This is a genomic window from Caballeronia sp. J97 (genome assembly GCF_905220305.1).
GTDB lineage: Bacteria > Pseudomonadota > Gammaproteobacteria > Burkholderiales > Burkholderiaceae > Caballeronia.
Genome location: NZ_CAJMZL010000008.1, coordinates 24,754 through 45,449, shown reverse-complemented (window position 1 = coordinate 45,449; position 20,696 = coordinate 24,754). Strand labels below are relative to the sequence as shown.

Below are 20,696 nucleotides of genomic sequence, written 5' to 3'. Positions count from 1 at the left end.
TGTCGTTTAAATTATTCGCGAATCTGACATAGATTTCCTCTCACACGCCGCACTCGGTCGGCGGCACGCAAGAGAGAAATCAGCAATGGGATTCAAGAGAACCATCCACGCCGTCGAAACGCATTCGGGTATTCCCATGCGCGTGGTCACCGGCGGCCTTCCCCACATTCCCGGTAACACCGTTCAGGCCAAGATGAAATGGCTGGAGGCCAATGACGACGGCTTGCGCAAGCTGTTGCTGCGCGAGCCGCGCGGCTACCCGGCGCATTGCTGCAACATCATCGTGCCGCCCTGTCATCCGGAGGCGGATGCCGGTTACATCATTCTGGAGCAGGTGGAATACCCGATGATGTCGGGCGGCAACACCATTTCCGTGGCCACGGTTTTGCTGGAGATGGGCATGTTGCCCATGCAAGAACCGGTGACCGAACTGACGCTGGAAGCGCCGGCCGGGCTGATTCGCATCACCGCCGAGTGCAAGGACGGCAAGGTCAAGCAGGTGAAGTTCAAGAACGTGCCGGCTTTTGCTGCGCACCTGGATGCCGTGATCGACGTGCCGCACCTTGGAAAGGTCAGGGTGGATGTGGGTTGGGGCGGCATGTTCTACGCCATTGCGGATGTGCGCCAGTTCCCCGGGCTCGAACTCAAGCCCGAACATGGCAAGGAAATCACGCGGGTTTCCGCCCTGATCCGGCAGGCGGCCATCGAGCAGTTGCCTGTCGCGCACCCGGAATATCCCGGCGTGGGCATCACCATTTCTCAACTTTCCGGCCCCGCGGACGACCCTCGGGCAGACTGGAAGAACGCGGTCACCATGCCCACCGGACCGCTCTCCTGGGATGATCCCTCCACCTGGACCGGTGCGATAGACCGCTGCCCTTGCGGCACCGGTACCTGCGCCAAGATGGCGGTGCTGCACGCCAAGGGCGAATTGCCGTTGTACCAGGATTTCAGGCACCAGGGCATTCTGGGTACCGTTTTCACGGGCCGACTGGAAGACGAGACCCACATCGGCGACAAGGCGGCTGTCGTGCCTACGCTCGCCGGCACGAGCTGGGTCCATGGCATCAATACCATCGTGCTGGACCACGACGACCCTTTTCCCGAGGGTTACACCCTGGGCGACATCTGGCCGCAACAGTCGGAAAGTTGAACATGCAGATCATTTCAGCGGAGCAGATCAGGTCGGTGCTGGACTGGGATGGCGTTCTCGGCGCTCTGGAGAAGGGGCATTCGGGTTCTCGGCCCATTGGCGATGGTTACTTCATCGGGGATGCCAGCTTTGGCCTGTTCAGCCGGGGTGTCATTCTGCCGGGACAGGGCGCAGGATTCAAAGTCGCCTCTATCCATCCGGCCAATGGCTATGCCAGCCCGCCGCTGCCAACCGAGCAGGCTGCGTTTCTGGTTCTGGACGAGCGCACGAAAGGCATCGTCGCCATGCTGGACGGCGCGGAAATCACGCGCTGGAAGACAGCGGCCGATTCCGCGCTTGCAGCACGACGCCTGAGTCGCGAGAACAGCGAGGTGCTTCTCGTGCTGGGCGCGGGTCCGGTCGCGCGGTCACTGACGGATGCTTACCTGCACATTCGGCCTTCCATCCGCCAAGTGTTGTTGTGGAATCGCACACCGTCGAGACTGGATGCGGCGCGCTCGGCGCTCGAGGCAAGACACATTCAAGTACGCATCGTCGAAGACCTGGACGCTGCGGTAGCGCACGCAGACATCGTGACTGCGGCCACCAGCGCATCCACGCCCAGGATCCGGGGTGAGTTTGTTCGTCCCGGCACCCATATCGATCTGGTGGGCGGTTACCGGCCCGACATGCAGGAGGCCGATTGCAATGTGCTCGAGGGCGCTCGGATCTTCGTGGATGACCGCGAGAACGCTGCACATTCAGGTGACATCCAGATCCCGATGCAGGCGCAGGTGATTCGAGCCGATCAAATCGAAGGAGATCTGTTCGATCTGTGTCGGATGTCGACGGTCCGTCGCTCGGACGTGGACCGAACGGTTTACAAGAATGCCGGAAGTGCGTATCTGGATCTCATCATCAGCCGATATGCCGTCGAACGGCTGAACAAGTCCGGATAGCAGGGCCCGGTGTCGGGCCATGCGTTTAGTCCGATCAAGAATTTCATGCTTTGAAGGTTGATAAAAGGCCTGGCGCTTTGGGAAAACGAAATTGTTCAGTATTGCGTATCTAAAGGTTTAATCGAAACGAAGTAGCCGGACCGGCTGCGAAAGCGCATCACGGAGTCTGCTGAATACATGACCGTTACGTCCGATTCGGCCTTGCAATGCTCCCCGTCGAGTCGCCTTCCCGGAATATACAAACGACAAGGCAGTTGAATTCAATGCACTGTTGACGAATAAAAAGCCGCCAATGCAGATCTTCTGTTTTTCTCTGGCAGCAATGCTCAAGCCGGTCTGATCGTAAAGCGCATGAAGCAGCTTGGAATGCACACCCGGTTCGTCGGAAGTGGAGGCATTGCGGATACCGTCTTCATTCAGTCGGCCGGAGATGCTGCGGAAGGAGCCATGGCGTGGGAGTACGGACGCCCGATCGACTCTCTCCCGAAGGTCGGGCATTCGCCGACAAATACAAAAAACGGTTTGGCACCGATCTCCTCACTTACTCGCCGTTCTCTTACGACTGCGCATGGATAGCCATCGACGCGATGAAAAGGGCAAATTCGACAAAGCCTGCCGTGTTCATGCCGGCGCTGCGCTCGAGTCAATACGGCGGGATCACAGGTCAGATTTCATTCGACAAGAATGGCGATTTGAACAATCCGACCTCAACGCTATATCAAGTCAAAGGCGGAAAATGGGTGCCGGTAACGACAATCGGGGCGAAGTGAGTGAATAGGCACTCGCGCGCAATGACACACGCGTCGGCTGCCGAACCTGTCAGTGCATCATTCCTGCCGCCGCGTTGCGCGGGTTGCATCGGCCGTCATCCGGATTTCCTGCGAGGGCAGTCTGCTCACGTGCGCCGCGCCAGCACTAGCCCTCGCGAATCACCCGGGCGCAATCCTGCAAGCGGATGAATGCGCGATACCGCCCTTCGTGCAATTGCGCGAGGTCGCCGGTTGCCGGCGAGTAGGTTTCCTTGACGCGCGCCATGCCGCTCATTGCCGAGCGAACGTCGTCGAACAGGCCGCCCGCCACGGCGCCGAGCATTGCAGCGCCGAGCAGCACGGGTTCCTCGGCCCGTGTGGCCAGCACCGGCTTGCCGGTCGCATCGGCGAGCAGTTGCCTGACCAGATCGAGCCGGCCCGCGCCGCCGCTGATCATCACCCGCTCGATCGGTGCGCCGGCCTGAGCCTGCGCTACGATGATCTGACGCAGACCGTAACCGATGCTGCACACGCCGGCGACATACAGCGCGACCAGACTGTCGAGGCCGGATTCCATGCCGAGACCGGCAATGACCGCTCGCGCGTTCGGGTCGGCGAAAGGCGCACGGTTGCCGAGGAACTCGGGGACGATGTGCAGGCCGTCCGCGAGCTTCACCGCGTCGGACAGGCTTCGGGACGCCTGGGCCGCCAGCCCGGCCAGCATGCCCGGGCGCGTTTCGCCGCGCTCTTGCGCGCGCCTCCCGGCATCGGCGGCGGCGGGATGCATCGCGAGCAGTCGCTCGATCGCGGCGCCGGCGACCGACTGACCGCCTTCGTTGAGCCATGCCTGCGGCACCATCGCGGAAAAGTAGGGCCCCCAGACGCCGGGCACGAAGACCGGCTCCGCGGTCGTCGTCATCGTGCACGACGAAGTGCCGAACACATACGCCAGGCAAGACTCCGGATTCCCTCGCGCGCCCACGGTGCCGATGCCGCCCGCATGAGCATCGATCACACCCGCGCCGACCGGCGTTCCGGCGATCAGGCCGAGTTCCGCGGCGGCATGTTCGGTGAGCCCGTTGCCGAGTCGCGTGCCCGGTTCGACCACGCGCTGACCGATGCGCGCGAAGTCCTCGTCCGCCAGCGCGCCGAGTCCGACGGTCCGAAAATAACTGTCGTCCCAGCGCCGCTCATGCGCGAGATAGGTCCACTTGCAGGTCACGGTGCAGACCGACCGCGACAGGTCGCCGGTCGCGCGCCATGTCAGAAAGTCGGTGAGATCGAAGAACTGCCACGCGGCGTCGAAGATCTGCGGCCGGTTTTCCAGAAGCCACAACAGCTTAGGCGTCTCCATTTCCGGCGAGATTCTGCCGCCGACGAACTTCAGCACCTCGTGGCCGGTCGCGTTGATGCGCGCCGCCTGTTCGAGCGCGCGATGATCCATCCAGACCACGATGTCACGCTCTGCCCGCTCCGACGGTCCCACGGGCAAGGGCATGCCGCCATCGCCCAGCACGACGAGCGAACAGGTTGCGTCGAAGCTGATGCCGGCGACGGACTCGGGCGCGATTGCCGCCAGCGCGAGCGCTTCCTTCACGGCGTGGCAGACGGCGCTCCAGATTTCGCCGCTCGATTGCTCGACGATGCCGCCGCTCTCATGGAACAGCGTAATGTCCTGTTTCGCCGAGGCGGCCATATTGCCGGCGGCATCGAATATTCCGGCGCGGGCGCTGCCGGTGCCCACGTCGACGCCGATGACATGGCGTGCGCCTGCGCTCGGGTTGCTTGCGTTCATCTCTCTGTCCGTGGTGGAGTTGGGTCATGACGGCGAGGCGCCATCGCCCGCCCGATGCTTGGTCACAGATCGACGCTGTTGGGCAGGATCACGAGATCGCGAACGGTCACGTTACGCGGACGCGTCAGCATGAAGAGCACCGCTTCAGCCACCTCTCGCGGCTGCATCAGACTGCCGGAGGCGAGCGCTTCCTCCATCTTGGCCTTCGGCCAGTCGTCGAGCAGGGCGGTGACGACCGGGCCGGGCGCGACGGCGCCGACGCGGACGCCATGTTTCGCGACCTGACGCCGCGTGGTGTGCACGAACGCCTGCACGGCGAACTTGGATGCGGTGTAGATCGGCTCCCACACGACCGGCACGATGCCCGCGATCGAACTGGTGAACACGATATCGCCCGATTTCTGCGCGACCATTTGCGGCAGTGCGGCGTGCACCGAGCGGAACGCCGCGTTGATGTTCAGGTTCAGCATGCGATCCCACTCGTCCGGATTGCCGTCCACGATTTCGCCGCCGATATACGCGCCCGCGTTGGCGTGAAAGATGTCGAGGCCGCCGGCGAGATCGAGAATTTTCGGCAACATCGCCGAGACTTCGGACGGCTTGAGCAAATCCACGGACAGGGGCAGGGCGTTCGCGCCCAGTTCCGCGCAGCAGGCCGCGAGCCGGTCCTGCGCGCGATCGATCAGCACGACCTTCGCGCCTTCCTCGATCAAAACGCGCGCGCACTCCAGTCCGATTCCCGATGCCGCGCCGGTGATGGCGGCCACTTTTCCCGCGATGGAAACTGACATTGACGATTCTCCTGTAGGGGTCCGCTCAGGCGCGACCGTGCGACACGCGCGATTGCCGGGCGAGCGAATCGACGATCACCGCGATGGCCAGCACCGCGCCGGTGATCATGAAGCGCAACGAAGAAGAGAGATTCAGCAGCGTGAGACCGCTTGCGATCGACTGGATCACGATGATGCCGAGCACCGCCGAATACGCGCTGCCGCGGCCGCCGAACAGGCTCGTCCCGCCGATCACCGCCGCCGCGATGGCGTTCAGGTTGACGTCGCCGGTGCCGGCCTGCTGGCTCGCGGATGCAAGGCGGGCAGCGGTGAGAATGCCGCCGAGCGAGGCCAAACTCGCGCACAGGACGAACGCGCTCGTATAGATGCCGGCGACCTTGATGCCCGCGCGCCGCGCGGCCTCGCGATTGCCGCCGACTGCGTTCATCGAGCGGCCCCAGCGCGTGCGTGTGAGCGCGTAGTCCATGAGCACGGTGAGGCCGAGGAAGACGCCGAACATCAGCGGCACGCCGCGCCCCGTGTTCAGGTAGGCGACGACGATCTCCAGGAACAGCGTGATCGCGACGGCGCGCGCCAGCAGGCCGCCCATCGAGGGCGCGGAGAGCCGCGCGGCCTGACGGCGCGCGCGCGTGCGCAGACCGAGCACGAGGATCGTCGCCCCGGGCAGAAGCGCCAGCGCGTGCGAGACGAGCGCGGGGATGATCATCAACTGCCCGAAGTCCACCATCGTCGTGGAATACGGCAGGTTGATGGAGCCGCTCGCGCCGAGCACATAGAGTTGCATTCCGAGAATCGCGAGCAGTCCCGCGAGCGTCGAGACGAAGCTCGGCATGCCGAGCCGGTTGAGCAGCAACGCGTACAGCGCGCCGATCACGCCGCCCACCACGATCGCCGCGACGCATGCGAGCAGCACGGGCCAGCCTTCATTGACCCACAGCGTGCCGACGAGCGCGGAGGCGAAGCCGCTCATCGAGCCCACCGACAGGTCGATCTCGCCGACCAGCAGCACGCAGACGATGCCAAGCGAAATGACGCCGATCGTCGAACAGTCGAACAACAGGTTCACGAGATTGTTGGCGGACAGAAAGACCGGGTTCAGACTCGTGAACACGGTCCAGATGATGATGAGCCCCGCGATGACCGGCAGCGATCCGAGATCGCCGGAGCGCACGCGGTCGACGAACGCGGAGACGCTTTCACCGACGCCGCTCGCGTGCTTGACGCGGACGTCGCTGCGGTCGAGCAGGGTGGAAGGCTGGGGCGCGCTTTGCGTGTCGGGCGGCGCGCTGCCCGGAGTGTGCTTGCTCATGATCGATCCTTTGACCCGATGTTCTGTTTCATGCGTCCTGTTGAGCCTGACGGCGTCCGGCGCGGCGCGACACGGCGTTCTCGGTCGCGCCGGTGATCGCGGCCACCAGCTCCGCGTTCGACGAATCGGGATAGAAGATGCCGTTGTTGCGGCCGAGCCGCAGCACCACGATGCGGTCCGCGACCGCGCGCACGTCCTCCATGTTGTGACTGATCATGATGACTGCGTGGCCGCGGTCGCGGACGCGCTCGATCAGGTTCAGCACTTCCGCCGTCTGCGCAACGCCGAGCGCGGCCGTCGGCTCGTCGAGCATGATGAGCTTCGGGTCGAGCAGCAGCGAACGCGCGATCGCCACGGTCTGGCGCTGTCCGCCCGAAAGCGACGCGACGACGTCACGCACACTCGGAATGCGCGCCGACAGTTCATTCAGCAGGGTCCAGGCGCGCACTTCCATCGACACTTCGTCGAGACGCATGGGCGCGAGCTCGCGCCCGAGATAGATGTTTGCGACGACATCCAGGTTCTCGCACAGCGCGAGGTCCTGGAAGACCGTCGCGATACCCAGGTCGAGCGCCGTGCCCGGATCCGACAGCGTGACTTCCTTGCCGCCGAAGGTGATGGTGCCTGCGCTCGGCTGATGCACGCCCGCGAGAATCTTGACGAGCGTCGATTTGCCCGCGCCGTTGTCGCCGACCAGCGCGACGACTTCGCCGGCGTGGACGTCGAGTTCGATGTCGGTGAGCGCCGACACCGCGCCGAAATGCTTCGAGACGCCGCGCAGGCTCAGCACCAGCTCGCCGCGCCCGGCGTGTGGAGTGGGGTTTGCATTCATGATGTTCCTCATCGGTACGGCGGAACCCGCAGGCAGCCGGAGTCCGCCGCGATCAGTCCCGGTCAGTGCGTGATGCCGAGCTTCTTGCAACCGTCCGCATAACGGTCGGTGCAAAGCTCCTTCGCGTTCGCGAAGCCCTTGTCCACCACTTCGGCCTTCAGGTTCTGCGCCGTGATGACCGCGGGCTTGAACAACTGCGTCGGCGTGTTGAAGAGCGAGGTGTCGCCCTTCGGCGCCTGTCCCGAGAGAAAGCCGACCGCGGCCTTCGCCGCCGCCGCCGCGACGATCTCGCTCGGCTTGAGGATGGTGTTGTACTGGTCGCCCGAGATGATGAGCTGCAGGCCGGCGATGGTCGCGTCATTACCGGTCACGGGCGGAACGGGATTGACGCCAGCCGCCTTGAAGGCTGCGATGGTGCCCCCGGCCGTGCCGTCGTTGGCCGCCACCACGCCGACGATCTGCGAGCTGAAGCGCGTGATCTGGCCGCTGACCCATTGCTGGGCCTTGGGCGGCGCCCATTCCGGCGTGTCGTACTCCGCGAGTGTCTTGTAGCCGCCGCTTTGCAGACCGGTGTGAATGCCCTTCTTGATGAGACCCGCTGCAGCATCCGTGGGCGAGCCGTTGACTTCGAGCACGCCACCCTTGCTGGTCGATACACCCGTCGCCTTGAGATGATCGACGAGCGACGTCGCGATTGCCTTGCCGATGCCTTCGTTATCGAAGGAAACGTAATAGTCCGCGGGCGTCGACGGCACGGGCCGGTCATAGGCGATAACCTTGATCCCCTGACTTTGCGCCATATGGACGAGCGACGCGGCAGCCGTGGAATCCACCGGATCGAGGACGATTACCTTCGCGCCTTGCGCAATCACGGAATTGAACTGCTGCTGCTGCGTCGCGACGGCCGCATTGGCGTTTTGATAGAGCACTTTGCAATCCGGACAAAGTTTCGCCATTTCGGCCTTGAAGCCGGGAAAGTCGTGTTGCTCATAGCGCGTCGAGGCCTGATCGGGCATCAGGAATGCAACTGTGCCGCTGGGCGCGGCCAGAGCCGGCAGGCTGCACGACAGGCCGAAACTCAGCGCGCCCGCGCTGATCAATTGGGTTGAGAGCTTTTTCATTGCATGTCTCCGAGTTCTTGGGATTTGAGTGTCGTACTACCGTGGTTGGCCTACCGCATGCGCATTTGAACAGATTAGGTATCCTTTTCAAGAGGTCTGTCACCGGACGCCTGACGCCGCCATCGCGCCACTACCCGGCGATTTCCGGTATCTCGACCCGTTCGATCGAATCAGCCGCGCTCGCGGCATTGAGCCGCTGATAGGTGCGCCAGCGCGACGGCGACATTTGCTTGAGCAACAGGAACTGGCGGTTGAAATTCGAAAGATTATTGAAGCCGACCTGATAGCAGATATCGGTGACGCTCAGCTCATCCGACATCAGCAACTGGCAGGCCAGGTTGATACGCAGCCGGTTCACGTACTGGACGAACGGCACTCCCGTATGACGGCGGAAATACCGCGAGAAGGCGCTTGCGCTTTGTCCAGCGAGTTCCGCCAGCTCGGTCTCGCGCAATTCCAGCGAGAGATTCTTCCCGATGAACGAAAGCACATGATTGATGCGGGTCTCGCCGTAACGGTCAGGATCGGCGCGATACGCGGCGCTCGCGAGCCTTCGCGGTTCCTCGCTCCGGGCAAGCAACTCGAACAACGCCGCCAGCAACCCGATGCGCCGCATGCCTTGTGCGCCGAGCATTTCGCGCATGATCGGTTCGGCGGCCGCGCCCGTCTCCTGTGCGAAGAGCAGGCCCCAGCGCGATGAATCGAGCAGTGACTCCATGCGCCTGAACTCCGGAAACGCCTCGGTCGCGCGCGTGACGAATCCGGCATCGAATTGCAGCACGAGGCAGCGTTCGGCGACGCGATCGCCGCCCGGGACGTTGCTGACCCAGTTGTGCGGCAGGTTCGATCCGACCATCACGAGATTGCCCGGCGCGAAATTGCCGATGTGATCGCCGACGAAGTATTTGCCCGTGGTCGCAGTGATGAGATGGATCTCGTACTCGGGATGAAAGTGCCACCGCACGGTGCGATAGGGATAGCCGTGCGACCACACCTTGAATGACTCATCGCGCGGGACGGCGACCAGCTCCAGATCGGGCTCGGTCGCTTTGGCGCGACGGGCATCGTCGTTGCGCGCGGTCGTTTCCCGGTTTGCTGTCATGCCTCGTCTCCACTGCTTTTTGCTTTTGCGCAGCGCGTTTCATCGCGTCTTGCCATGACTGAAAAGTAGCCCTTTCGGTGTCATCTCACTACTTAAAATAACACCGCGGACTGATACTTTTTTGCATCGGGGTTAGTCCTTAGCGTGAAAAAGTCAACTTTTGTGCAAGGCAGCAGCATGCCAAGGGCGACAACGAGCGGAGCTACGAAAGCATCCCGCGCAACGTGAGCGGCTACTCCGGCAGCCTCGCGCCCGAAACGCTGGACGATTCACGCATGACGAGTTGCGACAAGGCCGGCATGACCGACCGCGCCTGCAAAGTCGGTCACCGGTCGATGTAATGCGTTTCGTCGGTTTCCCGATGGCGCCGGTCATCATCGAGGTGCAGGTAAAGGCGGGTCGTTGTCAGGGACGCGTGTCCCACGTTGTCGCGCACCAATCGCAAGTCGACTTGCTGATCGGCCATACGCGAGCCCGTGCTGTGGCAGAGCCAGTGCGCGGCCGCGTGCTCCCGCAGATCGGCGCGCGCGGCAGAAGCCGGGTCACGCTCACGCGGTCTCGCGGCGGCGCCCGTGAAGACCGCTTTGGCGATCGGCAGGACGAGTTCGAGAGAGCGAGCGCGGAACGCCAGGTCGTTCGTCCTGCCGTCGGCCCGTGTGCCGGCTGCGGTCTACTCATTCGATGATGTACTTGGGGAGCCGCCAGGTCCGTAGGGATCCGGATTGCCAAAACGCGGAAGGGACCCATTCGACCTGGCCCTGCGCAATTCGTCTTGCACGTCTTTTCGGGATTTTGTCGATGGCGGCACAGGGGTCTCTGCCTTGACGCCGCCACTGCTTTGCGCGCTTTCCGTCGGCAGGTCCATGGGGTCCGAGGCTCGAGAGGTCGTCTGATCCTGCACGTCGGCTGCGGATTCCTCGCGCGATTGCGTCGGCGCTTTTGTTGGATCCGTTTGCCCACTTTCCGATTGAAGGGCGGCCGGCGCTGGGACCGGCGCAACTCGAGCCTCGGATGGCTTCGTTTCGCCAACTGTCGATGACTCTGCATTGTGTTTCCGCGTGCGTTCCGCCGGTTTCTTCTTCTTCGCGGGCGGTGTTGTCGGCGCTGATCGGGCAGAGTCGGTTTTGTACACCTGCGGACGACGCGAATCCGAGGCGGAATTAAGATCGATCTCGGATTCTGATGGCTGGGATGCCGCTCTTCCGGTCCTCGTCAATTCATCAATGAGAGCTTGCTGACGCGCCCTTTTCTCGTCGTCAGGCGTTGCGGATGGCGCAGGCAGCGGCGCCGTGGGAGACGCGTCAGGCGTTACGGTACCGTGCTGGCGCGATGACCACGCCTGGTCCGGCGGTCGATGTGCACTGTGTTCAAGGAATAGCGGCGAAACGGCGGTCGAAAGTGCAACGGCGCAAAGACCGATGATAAGTAAGCGGCCAGAGATTCGATTCATCAGTCTATTCCTTTGCGTCGATAAGAATGCCAGTTCGACGTTCCGAAACAAAAAGCTTAGACACCACGCACGCGCGATGCCGATTGTCCGCCTTTCGCGAAACCCGGCGTATCGATCTAGTGCTTTGATTCATTTCCGTCGCGTTCCAGCGTACGCACGTAGAAGCGGACTGGATTCAGGTTGAAACGGATTTTTTCACTTGGAACCATACTTACGTGGCGCTTTTTATGTGCCCATGGAAACGACCTGTAAAGTCGACCGGTCCGGTTTCTTTATTGTGTCGCAGGCCAACTATCCAGGGGCTGATCTTGATCGGGGCCACGTTAGGGCTCGGCCTGCCCATGTCCGCGGAATGAGGAAGAATGATTTTGTGAAGTTTGAGGTGCGCCGTGTTTGATCTCAACGCCCGCTACCAGATTGCGAGCGTTGAGCAAAACGAGCCTCGAAAGCATCGGCAGGCCCGGTTCCGAGAAGGGTTTCGACCGCAGATTTTGGAGCTCGCGTTGCAAAGCTCGCGGAAGAGGAGCTATTGCGTCGAGCAATTCATACCACGCGTGATCATTCGACCACCTTCGATGGCTGATTCGCTTCACCGCGCGCGGCCGCGGTCCTTTCAGCTTCGGTCTGGCTTAAGGATTTCGATACCTCACCAAAGGGACGGTTCCAGGGACTCGATATCGGCTCACTGTGATAAGTCATCCCAGACGTGGCCGCGCCATGTGCGCCTCCACTGCCGTTGCCTCCGTTTCCGTTGCCACCGGCACGAGCAGGTGTCGCACCAAGCGCTCCGATCCCGAAGATCACGAAGCAAGCCATACGGATCGCGCAAGCGAAAACTTTCATTTCTGTTCTCCCGGTAGTCAACGACACGACGAAATAAGCGAACGGAGGGCGATTGCGGCGTCGAGTCTCACTGATATACGAGCGGCGCAGACGTTTGGATGAGGGATGCTCAGGTCGAACCACTGTTGTGAGACCACTCGGAGGATCGAGCGCGCGATGTCGATGCTCACGCCCACCTTTGGAGATCTGCTCGCGCGCTATGCCGATGATTTCATGCAAAGATGTCCGCGTACGAGCCGCTCGACACGCTAACGGGGAAGAGGCTGCGCTGTGGCGTTCGACGAAACTTCCATGAACGCCGGCTATAGGGCGAATTGCAGACACATGTTTGCTCGCGAGCGTGTTGTGTATCGCGCCCGCGACCTGGGTGCAAAGCGACGCGCCCCGCTCGCCAATGATGAAGCAGATCAACAACGGCAACCGGCTCGACGTCAAGGAAGCCGAGACTCTGCGCGACGAGCTCCTGTATCAGCGAACGATCTATGCGTACATGACGATGCTTCCCGCGCGCTGTTTCAATTTGGGCGAAGGAAGCAACGAGAAAATAGACGAGCAAGGCGAGTGCAGCCGTCACGAAAATCTGTTTCTCACATACCTACTTTTGGGCGGGGAGTCATCTGAAGTACTGCTGGAAGCCTCAAAATATATGCGCCTAAGTCCAGGTATTTTCCCGTGCTCGAAAAACAATACATTGCCAAACGCACAATTCTGCGCATCTGAAATAGCGCTTAGATGGACCGGAGGAAGGACGGCGCGCCGATGCAGCAATGTTCCGTGCGAGGGGCCGACGCGGGACTGAGCAGCAGCGCCGCGTGCGGAGCGCTCAGGGACGACGCGGATGCTCGAGAAAAAATCGCACCATCTCGGCACTGGCGTCGGGGCCGGATGGATCGGTATAGCTTCCGCTTGAAGAGCCGCCGGCCCATGCGTGGGGTGCGCCGTGGATGATCCAGAGTTCGGCATCCACTCCGGCTCGTGACGTCATGTGTCGGACCGTATGCTTTCTCGCCCGGCTATCACCGCTCGACGCGCGAGCGGGGCTCGTTTCACTCGCCGAAAACTCGCGTATCAATTCGTTGGCATTGGCAGGATGCACGGTCGCATCGGCATCGCCGTGAAAAACGATCAGCGGGCATTGAGGCGCCTGCGCGTGGTGAATGTCCGCTCGCACAGGGTTTCGCGCTTTGGATTTGGCCTTGCCACCGCGCATGGCCGCCAGCGCGGATGGCAGATCGTGCGCACATCCGACGGGCAGACCCGAATGAATACCCGCTGCTGCGTAAAGATCGGGATAAGTTTGCGCCACGATCGCCGCCATCGCACCACCGGCCGAAAGACCGGCAACGAAGACGCGCTTCGGATCGACGTTGTAATTTGCCATGACCTCTCGCGTGATTCCCGCGATCAGCGATGGCTCGCCTCGGTCACGCTGCTGATCGGCAGGCCTGAACCAGTTCCAGCATTTCGATTGATTCGCGCCCTGCGGCTGGGTCGGATAAGCGACGATAAAGCCGTGCGTTTCGGCAAGCGCGTTCATTCGCGTGCCGGCTGCGAAATCGTCGGCATCCTGGGTGCAGCCGTGCAGCATGACGATCAACGGCAGAGGGTCACTGCGGTATTGACCGGGAACGTAGACCTTGTAGTCACGCTGACCAGCGGCGTCGGCGTAGCGTCGCAGGCTGAAGTGCCCGCAATCCTGCACGTCCCCTTCGGTTTGCCTCGTATGGACATTACGCCGGGGTTGCAGGAGGTCGGCGAGGCGCGTCGTGGTTGTGTCGTCATGCGGGTCTGCTTGTGCAACTGCAGCGTCCGTCCGTTCGCCGCGCATGGCGCGCTTGACGATCTCCGCGGCTGCAGCGGGATCGTTGCTGCGAAAGAGTGCGAATGCCTCTTTCATCGAGTCCAGAAATCCTTCGTTGAGTTTCATGTTTTTTCCGTGAGCGGGAAACGTGTCGGAAGCCTTAGCGGATTCGATCCGCCAACGCGGTCTTGACCGCCGGCGATGCATGGAGCGCGCCTCGAACCAGAATCGAGTCGATCGCTGCCAGCGCGAGTTCGGGTGAGACGTCTGCCGCAATGCTCGCCAGTCCCAGCACTTGAATTCTTAGACGCTGATTTGCGGCGCATGCGGCCTCGAGATCTTGTTTCGAAAAATGCTGAAGACCCAGAACGAGTTCACGGCGCGTCACTGTGTCTTTGACGGTCGGAGCATGAACCGACAGCTGATTGCGAATGGCCGTGCGGATCAGATCCGTGCGGTTCGAGTAAAAGCCCTCTTCGACGAGGAGATCGATCTGGCCCAGGTCGATTGGACCGAGATTGATTGTGATTTTTTCGGTCTCGCTGCCGCGTGAGCGGTCTGGCACTTCTTTTGCCATCTGTGGAACCCTCCCTTACCATCCATATGGATGGTTATAGGCTGATTTCAAGAGGGCGTCAACGCTGATTGATGCAATCGGGCTTCATGCGGCTTTTCGAAGATGGCAGGCGCCGATAGCGGGTCAATGGGGAGCCAACGACCCGAATCCGGGCACAGGTCGGCTGATGAGCCGTTCAACCCGACTTGCTCTTCTCCGGGTTGCAGCGACGTCGAGCGGTAGTCCGTCGGCAGCAAGACGGCTCGCAAGGACCGTGCTGCCGACGCTCGTCATTGCTGCGGCGAGACAGAGGTAGCTGATGATTGATGGACGATCTCTCGCGTGCTTCGTCGGTGGAGCGGCGCGCATGGCCGCCTTCGCGCTCCTGCCAGATACTTCGCACTTTCCTGAAGTGTATTTCTCGTTTCTCGCATTTTTCCGTTGAATTTGTTTGCCTAGACTCCGTTGCGGATACGCCGTTCGGGCCCGTCGCGCAGGTCGCCCTGATAACGCGATGCGGGCGGTGCCCCGGCGCCAAACCCAGTTCAGTCATTCACAGGACGGAGGCAATCATGTCGGACAACAGTTACGAAACAGGGCGGCTCAATTTGCCGTTTGTTGGAATCTGCACCTTTGCGAAGTCCCCGCTGTGTCTCGATTGGGACAAGATCGACGCCGACGTCGCCGTGATGGGCGCGCCGTTCGATTGCGGTACGCAGTGGCGGGCGGGCGCAAGGTTCGGTCCGCGTTCGATCCGCGATGCATCGACACTTTTCTCGTTCGGGCACGGCGGCGCCTACGATTTCGAGGACGACGTCGTTTATCTGCCCAGCGGCGAAGTGCGCATCGTCGACATCGGCGATGCGGACATGGTGCACACCGACACGGAGAAGAGTCACGCGAACATCGAGTTTGGTGTGCGCAAGATCCTCGCGGCGGGGGCATTGCCGGTGGTGATGGGCGGCGACCATTCAATCAACATTCCCTGCATCAACGCGTTTGAAGGTCAGGCGCCTTTCCATATCGTGCATATCGACGCTCACCTCGATTTCGTCGACGAGCGGCATGGCGTGCGTCATGGCCACGGCAATCCGCTGCGGCGCGCGGCCGAAAAGAGCGTCGTGTCCGGCATGACGCAGATCGGTATTCGCAACGTTTCGTCCACTGCGCGTGAAGGTTATGCGCAAGCGCGCGAAATGGGCTCGGACATCATCTCGGTGCGCGATCTGCGTCGCCTCGGCGTTCAGGGCGTGCTGGACCGGATTCCGAAGGGCGTACGGTATTACCTGACGATAGATATCGACGGCTTCGATCCTTCGATTGCGCCGGGCACGGGCACGCCGAGCCACGGCGGCCTGCTGTACTACGAAGGACTCGAACTGTTTGCCGGCCTCGCCGAACAGGGCGATGTGATCGGCATCGATCTGGTGGAGGTTGCGCCGGACTACGACCATTCCGCCTGCACCTCGATTCTGGCGGCGCAACTGCTGATGAACACAATCGGTCGCGTCATGCACCAGCGCAAAGTCAAACGGCACGCGACACGCTAACGCCGCCCGGGCAGCATCGCCACGGCCCGGTTGCTCGCTCGCGCGTCGCAGACAGTCTCATCAGAAGCACTCGGTCGCGCCGGCATCTCACTCAACTAATGGAGACATGTATGACGAGCGGTAATCTGACATCGGCACGAGAGCGGCGGGAAAGCCTGAGCGGCGGCTCACGCGCGGCCGCGAGCTCGGGCACGGACGCCGGGCCAATGTTGCGCAAGGCGGCGACGGCCAGCTTCATCGGCACCTTTGTCGAGTGGTTCGACTATGCGTCGTATGGTTTTCTCGCCACCATCATTGCCACGGTATTTTTCCCGCAATCGGACTCGGCCACCGGGCTCATGGCCGCCTATGCCGTGTTCGCGTTGTCGTTCATCGTGCGGCCGATCGGCGGCGTGATCTGGGGACACTTCGGCGACAAGGTAGGGCGTCGAAACACCTTGTCGCTGTCGATCCTGATCATGTCGGCATCGACGTTCGTCATTGCATTCCTGCCCACCTATGCGCAAGTCGGCATCTGGGCGCCAATCCTGCTGTTGGCCACTCGGCTCGTGCAGGGATTTTCCGCGTCGGGCGAATATGCGGGCGCGTCGGCATTTCTCGCAGAGTATGCGCCGGCGCGGCGTCGCGGCTTCTATACGAGCGTCGTGCCGGCAAGTGAGGCAGCGGGCTTGCTGTTCGGCTCGGTGTTCGTCGCGGTGCTTCATGCCGTGTTGAGCACGGACCAGCTGCACAGCTTCGGCTGGCGTCTGCCCTTTCTGCTGGCCGCGCCTTTCGGGTTGATCGGGCGATACATCCGCGTGAAATTGGAGGACACGCCGAAGTTCAGGGAGTTGAGCGAGCACCGCCACGTCGCTCCGGCGCCGGTCTCGGTGCTGCTGAAATCGCATCGGCGCGCGATGGTGATTGCATTCGGCGTGACGTGTCTCAACGCCGTGGGCTTTTACCTCGTACTCAGCTATATGCCGACCTACATTTCGACCGAATTGGGCGTGAGCGAGACGCTGTCCTTCGTTGCTGCGACCATTTCGCTCGTGACCTACGTCGCGCTGATCTTCGTGATGGGCCGCCTGTCCGACAGGTTTGGACGCAAGCCGATGCTGATCGCCGCTTCGCTGCTGTTCATCGTCCTGACCGTGCCGCTGTTCGGCGGGCTTGCTTCCGGCAGCTTCGTGCAGGTAGTACTGATCCAGATTGCACTCGGCGCGCTTCTCACCATGAACGACAGCACGCTTCCGGTGTTCCTTACCGAGCTGTTTCCCACGCGCGTGCGCTTCAGCGGCTTTGCGCTGTGCTTCAACGCGGCCAATGCGCTGTTCGGCGGCACGGCGCCGTTCGTGGCGACATGGCTGATCCACGTGACCGGCAACAAGCTCGCGCCCGCGTGGTATCTGGTCGGTGCGGCAGGTGTCGCCTTGATCGCGATGCTGGCGAGCCGTGAGACGGCCGGCGAGCCGTTGCCGGAAAACTAAAGCCTGATCGATCGACAGCGCCGCCCAAGGCTATTCACCGCGGGGCGCGGCGCTGCCGATCGTGTTTGCGGCGGCGCGCAGCCGGTCGCAGAAGGCGCGCACGACGCGCGCCGGCTCGCCGCCCTTACGCGTGATGATGTGAAAGTCGAGGTGCGTCACGTAGTGCGCGGCATCGATGCGGGTCAATAGGCCACTGTGGACCCAGGGCTGCGCGTAATGCGGCGGCAGAAAGCCGATGTAATTGCCCGACAAGATCAGCATGGCGCGCCCTTCAACGTTGTCGACAATGGCCGCCGCCTGCGGAATGCGCAGCAGCCTTAGCTCATGGCTGCCGAGATAGGCACGCGCGGCAAGCCGTTCTTTGCTGAGCAACGAAACGGGGACGCGGCCGTGCGCCCGTTCATGAAGCGGATGAGTCGACGCGCAATACAGACCCTGTTCCTCGCGATAGAGCGGCGAGTAGTCGAGACCCGGGATCTGCGCGGGAAACGGTCCGACGGCAAGATGCAGCCGACCGTCGAGGACGTGTTGCTCCATGCTGCCGGGCGTCTCGATCTGCACATGCAGGCGCACGGCGGGCGCCATTTGGCCGAACTCGCGGATCGCCATGGGTAGCGGGGAATCCTTGTCGGTCAGCGTGGCTTCGATCATGCCGAAGCGCAATACGCCGGAGAGCTGGTTGCGCAGCGCGCCCGCTTCCATATGAAAGGTATCGACGGCGCCGAGCAGACGTTGCGCGGCCGCGTGCAGTTCCGCGCCCTCATCGGTGAGCCTGAAGCCGGCGCGGCCGCGTTCGCACAGGCGCAATCCAAGCCGGGTCTCGAGCTGGGACATGGATTCGCTGATGCTCGACGCGCCGACATTGAGAATCGGTTGCGCGGCCGCGAAGCCACCGCACCGCACGATGGTTTCGAAGATGCGCAGCAGCTTCAGATCCGTGTCCTGAACTTGCATGTTGGGGCCTCGCGATTACTTCGGCAAATACCGAAATGTGTTTCAGCAATGGTGCATTTTATTGGGGAATTTGGCTACGGAGACTTGGGTCACCTTGCCGCCGATGTTTCGGCGAGCAGGCCCAAGAAGGCTATTTTGCGCGTCAGAACGGAGTGGGCTCGCCATAACGGTGATCGCACGAAATGGCGCGTCACGACGAGAGGAGAGGAACATGACTCAGCGTTTTGCAGGTGCGAAATGGACGATCGCGGCCGCATTGAGCATGGCGTGCTTTGGCGCCATTGCCGGTGAGCAGGTGGTCCGTATCGGCTTGACCGGGCCGCTCACCGGTCCGCAGGCGGCGACCGGCAAGGACGACGAAAACGGCGTCAGAATGGCCATCGAGCGCCTGAATGCCGAGGGCGTCGTGATTGGTGGACAGAAGACGCGCTTCGAACTGATCTCGCAGGACGACGCCGCCGACCCGCGCACCGGCATGACGGTGGCGCAAAGCCTCGTCGACGCCGATGTGAAGGTCATCTTCGGGCCATTCAATTCGGGCGTGGCGATCCCCATTTCGAGCCTGGTGAATGGATCGGGCATCGTGATGGCGACCGTCGCGTCGAATCCATCGATCACGCAGCACGGCTATCCCTTCGTGTTTCGCATCTCCGCGAGCGATACGCAACTCGGCGCGGCCATGGGCATGTTCGCCGCGAATCAATTGAAGCTCAAGCGCATCGCCGTGATCGACGACCGCACCGCCTACGGACAGGGCCTTGCCGACGAGTTCATTAACGCGGCCAAAGCAAATGGCCTCGAAATCGTCGATCGCGAATATACGACCGACAAGGCCACCGACTTCGTTTCGATTCTGACGCACGTCAAGGGCGCCAACGCGGAAGCCATTTTCTACGGTGGCTACTATGCGCAGGCCGCCTCGCTTCGCAAACAGATGAAGCGCCTCGCGATGAATGGCTACCTGCTCGGCGGCGACGCCATGTGTAATGCAGAGCTGGCGAAGCTCGGCGGCGATGCGGTCGATAGTCGCGTGTATTGTCCGCAAGGTGGTCCGGTGCTCGATCGAACGCGAGAGGGCCGCCAGTTCAAGGCGGACTACAAGCGTCGTTTCAATGCCGAACCCTTGACGTACAGCGCCGCGCTGTACGACGGCGTCAATCTCGTCGCTCAGGCCATGCAGAAAGTCAACTCGATTGAACCTTCCAAATATCGCGCGGCTCTCGCTTCCATTGATTCACGCGGGGTCTCGGGGCACTACCAGTTCGACAACAACCGCGATCTGACAGACTCGCCAATTACAATCTATAACTATCGGAACGGCGAACCGACGCCTTTGACGGGAGCACAACCCTGATTCGCTGTCGCCGAAGCGCTTCGTGGTGACGCACCGATCTTGTCTGCAACCGGCGGCTGGCTATCGGCGAACGGCCGTAGTAGCGCAGAGGCGCCTGTATATCGGTACCGGCGTCGAAGGCTTACGCCAGCCCTCAGGTATTGAGGTATTGCTCAGGCGCTTGATTACGCATCCGAGATTTTCGTGTGAGCGGTCAGAGAGGGTTGTCGAACAACGAGGATCGGCGTTATCGTTGCCGCCATGACAAAGCAACCCAAAAACCAAAGAGAAATTCAGAAGGAAGCGACTCGGCAGCGCATCCTTTCAACGGCGCTCGAATTGTTTGTTTCGCGCGGTTACGTGGTCACTACAGTCGATGACATTGCCGCGGCTGCCAACACCACGCGCGTCACCTTCTACTCTCACTTCGAGTCGCGTCGCGAATTGATGCGTGCGTTGATTCACGATCTCAACGGCATCCTTGAGCGGCGTGAGGAACCCGGTCGCAACTCCACGGCCAGTTTGCTAGTGGCGGTGGTGCGTGAAGGCTCGCGCGAAAAACTGGATGGCTGGCTGCGCGACCAGGCTGCGCGCTGGCCGTTGATCAAACCTTATGTGCTGGCGGCGACCGAGGCTTCCGCTGTCGATGCTGAAATGCGTTCGCTGCTTCGCGGTTGGATTGAAGAGGTGGTGGCAGACATTCGCGAAGGTCTTGATGCAGCTGACCGCTATGAGCCGAAAACGCGGCATTTCCGCGGTGAACTGGCCTTCGTTGCGCTCGACCAAACCGCGCTCTCATGGATGCGCGGCGATCTGGATTTGACCACCGAACCGGCGCTCGAGGTGCTGACCGAATTGTGGTGGAAATTGCTAGGCGCACCTTGATTTAAGGGATTACCCTATCAAGGTATCCTTTGGCTTTACACGGTGTAAAGCCAAATTGATAATGC

The 20,696-nt window shown here is 61.8% G+C and carries 17 protein-coding genes and 2 pseudogenes; 8 read left to right on the top strand and 11 right to left on the bottom strand.

Translation table 11 applies throughout. The features are described from left to right. Nucleotides 1-85: 85 nt before the first annotated feature. The 3 genes and pseudogenes from U4Y90_RS13320 to U4Y90_RS13310 form a co-directional block, all read left to right on the top strand. Complete coding sequence (locus tag U4Y90_RS13320; RefSeq protein ID WP_321795032.1) at nucleotides 86-1,153, top strand: proline racemase family protein; 1,068 nt, start codon at nucleotides 86-88, stop codon at nucleotides 1,151-1,153. Nucleotides 1,154-1,155: 2 nt separating this feature from the next. Beyond that, nucleotides 1,156-2,091 (top strand): ornithine cyclodeaminase, encoded by a 936-nt coding sequence (locus tag U4Y90_RS13315; RefSeq protein WP_321795031.1) that lies wholly within the window; start codon nucleotides 1,156-1,158, stop codon nucleotides 2,089-2,091. 229 nt (nucleotides 2,092-2,320) lie between these two features. Next, nucleotides 2,321-2,861 (top strand): annotated as a pseudogene (locus tag U4Y90_RS13310) (branched-chain amino acid ABC transporter substrate-binding protein); the annotation flags it as partial. Nucleotides 2,862-3,006: 145 nt separating this feature from the next. Here U4Y90_RS13310 and U4Y90_RS13305 read toward each other — a convergent pair. The 8 genes and pseudogenes from U4Y90_RS13305 to U4Y90_RS13270 all read right to left on the bottom strand — a co-directional run bounded on the left by U4Y90_RS13305 (nucleotide 3,007) and on the right by U4Y90_RS13270 (nucleotide 12,083). Further along, complete coding sequence (locus tag U4Y90_RS13305; RefSeq protein WP_321795030.1) at nucleotides 3,007-4,635, bottom strand: FGGY-family carbohydrate kinase; 1,629 nt, start codon at nucleotides 4,633-4,635, stop codon at nucleotides 3,007-3,009. 62 nt (nucleotides 4,636-4,697) lie between these two features. Further along, complete coding sequence (locus U4Y90_RS13300; protein WP_321795029.1) at nucleotides 4,698-5,426, bottom strand: SDR family oxidoreductase; 729 nt, start codon at nucleotides 5,424-5,426, stop codon at nucleotides 4,698-4,700. Nucleotides 5,427-5,451: 25 nt separating this feature from the next. Then, nucleotides 5,452-6,735: an ABC transporter permease subunit gene (locus tag U4Y90_RS13295; protein ID WP_321795028.1), complete on the bottom strand. Its 1,284-nt coding sequence runs from the start codon at nucleotides 6,733-6,735 to the stop codon at nucleotides 5,452-5,454. A 28-nt stretch (nucleotides 6,736-6,763) separates the two neighbouring features. Further along, nucleotides 6,764-7,567, bottom strand: a complete 804-nt coding sequence (locus U4Y90_RS13290) for an ATP-binding cassette domain-containing protein (RefSeq protein WP_061173665.1) — start codon at nucleotides 7,565-7,567, stop codon at nucleotides 6,764-6,766. A gap of 62 nt (nucleotides 7,568-7,629) precedes the next feature. Then, nucleotides 7,630-8,688: a sugar ABC transporter substrate-binding protein gene (locus U4Y90_RS13285; RefSeq protein ID WP_321795027.1), complete on the bottom strand. Its 1,059-nt coding sequence runs from the start codon at nucleotides 8,686-8,688 to the stop codon at nucleotides 7,630-7,632. A gap of 130 nt (nucleotides 8,689-8,818) precedes the next feature. Beyond that, entirely contained in the window at nucleotides 8,819-9,790 is a 972-nt protein-coding gene (locus tag U4Y90_RS13280) for an AraC family transcriptional regulator (RefSeq protein ID WP_321795026.1), read from the bottom strand. A gap of 325 nt (nucleotides 9,791-10,115) precedes the next feature. Continuing rightward, a pseudogene (locus U4Y90_RS13275) lies at nucleotides 10,116-10,382 on the bottom strand (tyrosine-type recombinase/integrase); the annotation flags it as partial. A 1,416-nt stretch (nucleotides 10,383-11,798) separates the two neighbouring features. After that, nucleotides 11,799-12,083, bottom strand: coding sequence for a hypothetical protein (locus U4Y90_RS13270; RefSeq protein WP_321795025.1), 285 nt, complete (start codon nucleotides 12,081-12,083; stop codon nucleotides 11,799-11,801). A 394-nt stretch (nucleotides 12,084-12,477) separates the two neighbouring features. Between U4Y90_RS13270 and U4Y90_RS13265 the strand changes: the two genes are divergently transcribed. Further along, nucleotides 12,478-12,882, top strand: coding sequence for a hypothetical protein (locus tag U4Y90_RS13265; RefSeq protein WP_321795024.1), 405 nt, complete (start codon nucleotides 12,478-12,480; stop codon nucleotides 12,880-12,882). A 24-nt stretch (nucleotides 12,883-12,906) separates the two neighbouring features. On the opposite strand, the gene U4Y90_RS13260 is transcribed toward U4Y90_RS13265, so the two are convergent. Together U4Y90_RS13260 and U4Y90_RS13255 are read right to left on the bottom strand one after the other, a co-directional pair. Beyond that, nucleotides 12,907-14,010, bottom strand: a complete 1,104-nt coding sequence (locus U4Y90_RS13260; RefSeq protein ID WP_321795023.1) for a PHB depolymerase family esterase — start codon at nucleotides 14,008-14,010, stop codon at nucleotides 12,907-12,909. A 34-nt stretch (nucleotides 14,011-14,044) separates the two neighbouring features. Next, a complete protein-coding gene (locus U4Y90_RS13255) occupies nucleotides 14,045-14,461 on the bottom strand; it encodes a CopG family transcriptional regulator (RefSeq protein WP_321795022.1) in 417 nt (138 codons plus the stop codon). A 551-nt stretch (nucleotides 14,462-15,012) separates the two neighbouring features. Here U4Y90_RS13255 and speB point away from each other — a divergent pair. Further along, nucleotides 15,013-15,990, top strand: coding sequence for an agmatinase (speB, locus tag U4Y90_RS13250; protein WP_321795021.1), 978 nt, complete (start codon nucleotides 15,013-15,015; stop codon nucleotides 15,988-15,990). A 206-nt stretch (nucleotides 15,991-16,196) separates the two neighbouring features. Further along, complete coding sequence (locus tag U4Y90_RS13245) at nucleotides 16,197-17,459, top strand: MFS transporter (RefSeq protein ID WP_321795241.1); 1,263 nt, start codon at nucleotides 16,197-16,199, stop codon at nucleotides 17,457-17,459. Between the two features lie 30 nt (nucleotides 17,460-17,489). Here the strand turns inward: U4Y90_RS13245 and U4Y90_RS13240 are convergent, their stop codons facing one another. Further along, complete coding sequence (locus tag U4Y90_RS13240) at nucleotides 17,490-18,413, bottom strand: LysR family transcriptional regulator (RefSeq protein ID WP_321795020.1); 924 nt, start codon at nucleotides 18,411-18,413, stop codon at nucleotides 17,490-17,492. Nucleotides 18,414-18,624: 211 nt separating this feature from the next. Between U4Y90_RS13240 and U4Y90_RS13235 the strand changes: the two genes are divergently transcribed. Further along, nucleotides 18,625-19,767 (top strand): branched-chain amino acid ABC transporter substrate-binding protein, encoded by a 1,143-nt coding sequence (locus U4Y90_RS13235; protein WP_321795239.1) that lies wholly within the window; start codon nucleotides 18,625-18,627, stop codon nucleotides 19,765-19,767. Between the two features lie 240 nt (nucleotides 19,768-20,007). Further along, entirely contained in the window at nucleotides 20,008-20,631 is a 624-nt protein-coding gene (locus U4Y90_RS13230) for a TetR/AcrR family transcriptional regulator (RefSeq protein WP_321795019.1), read from the top strand. Nucleotides 20,632-20,696: the final 65 nt, after the last annotated feature.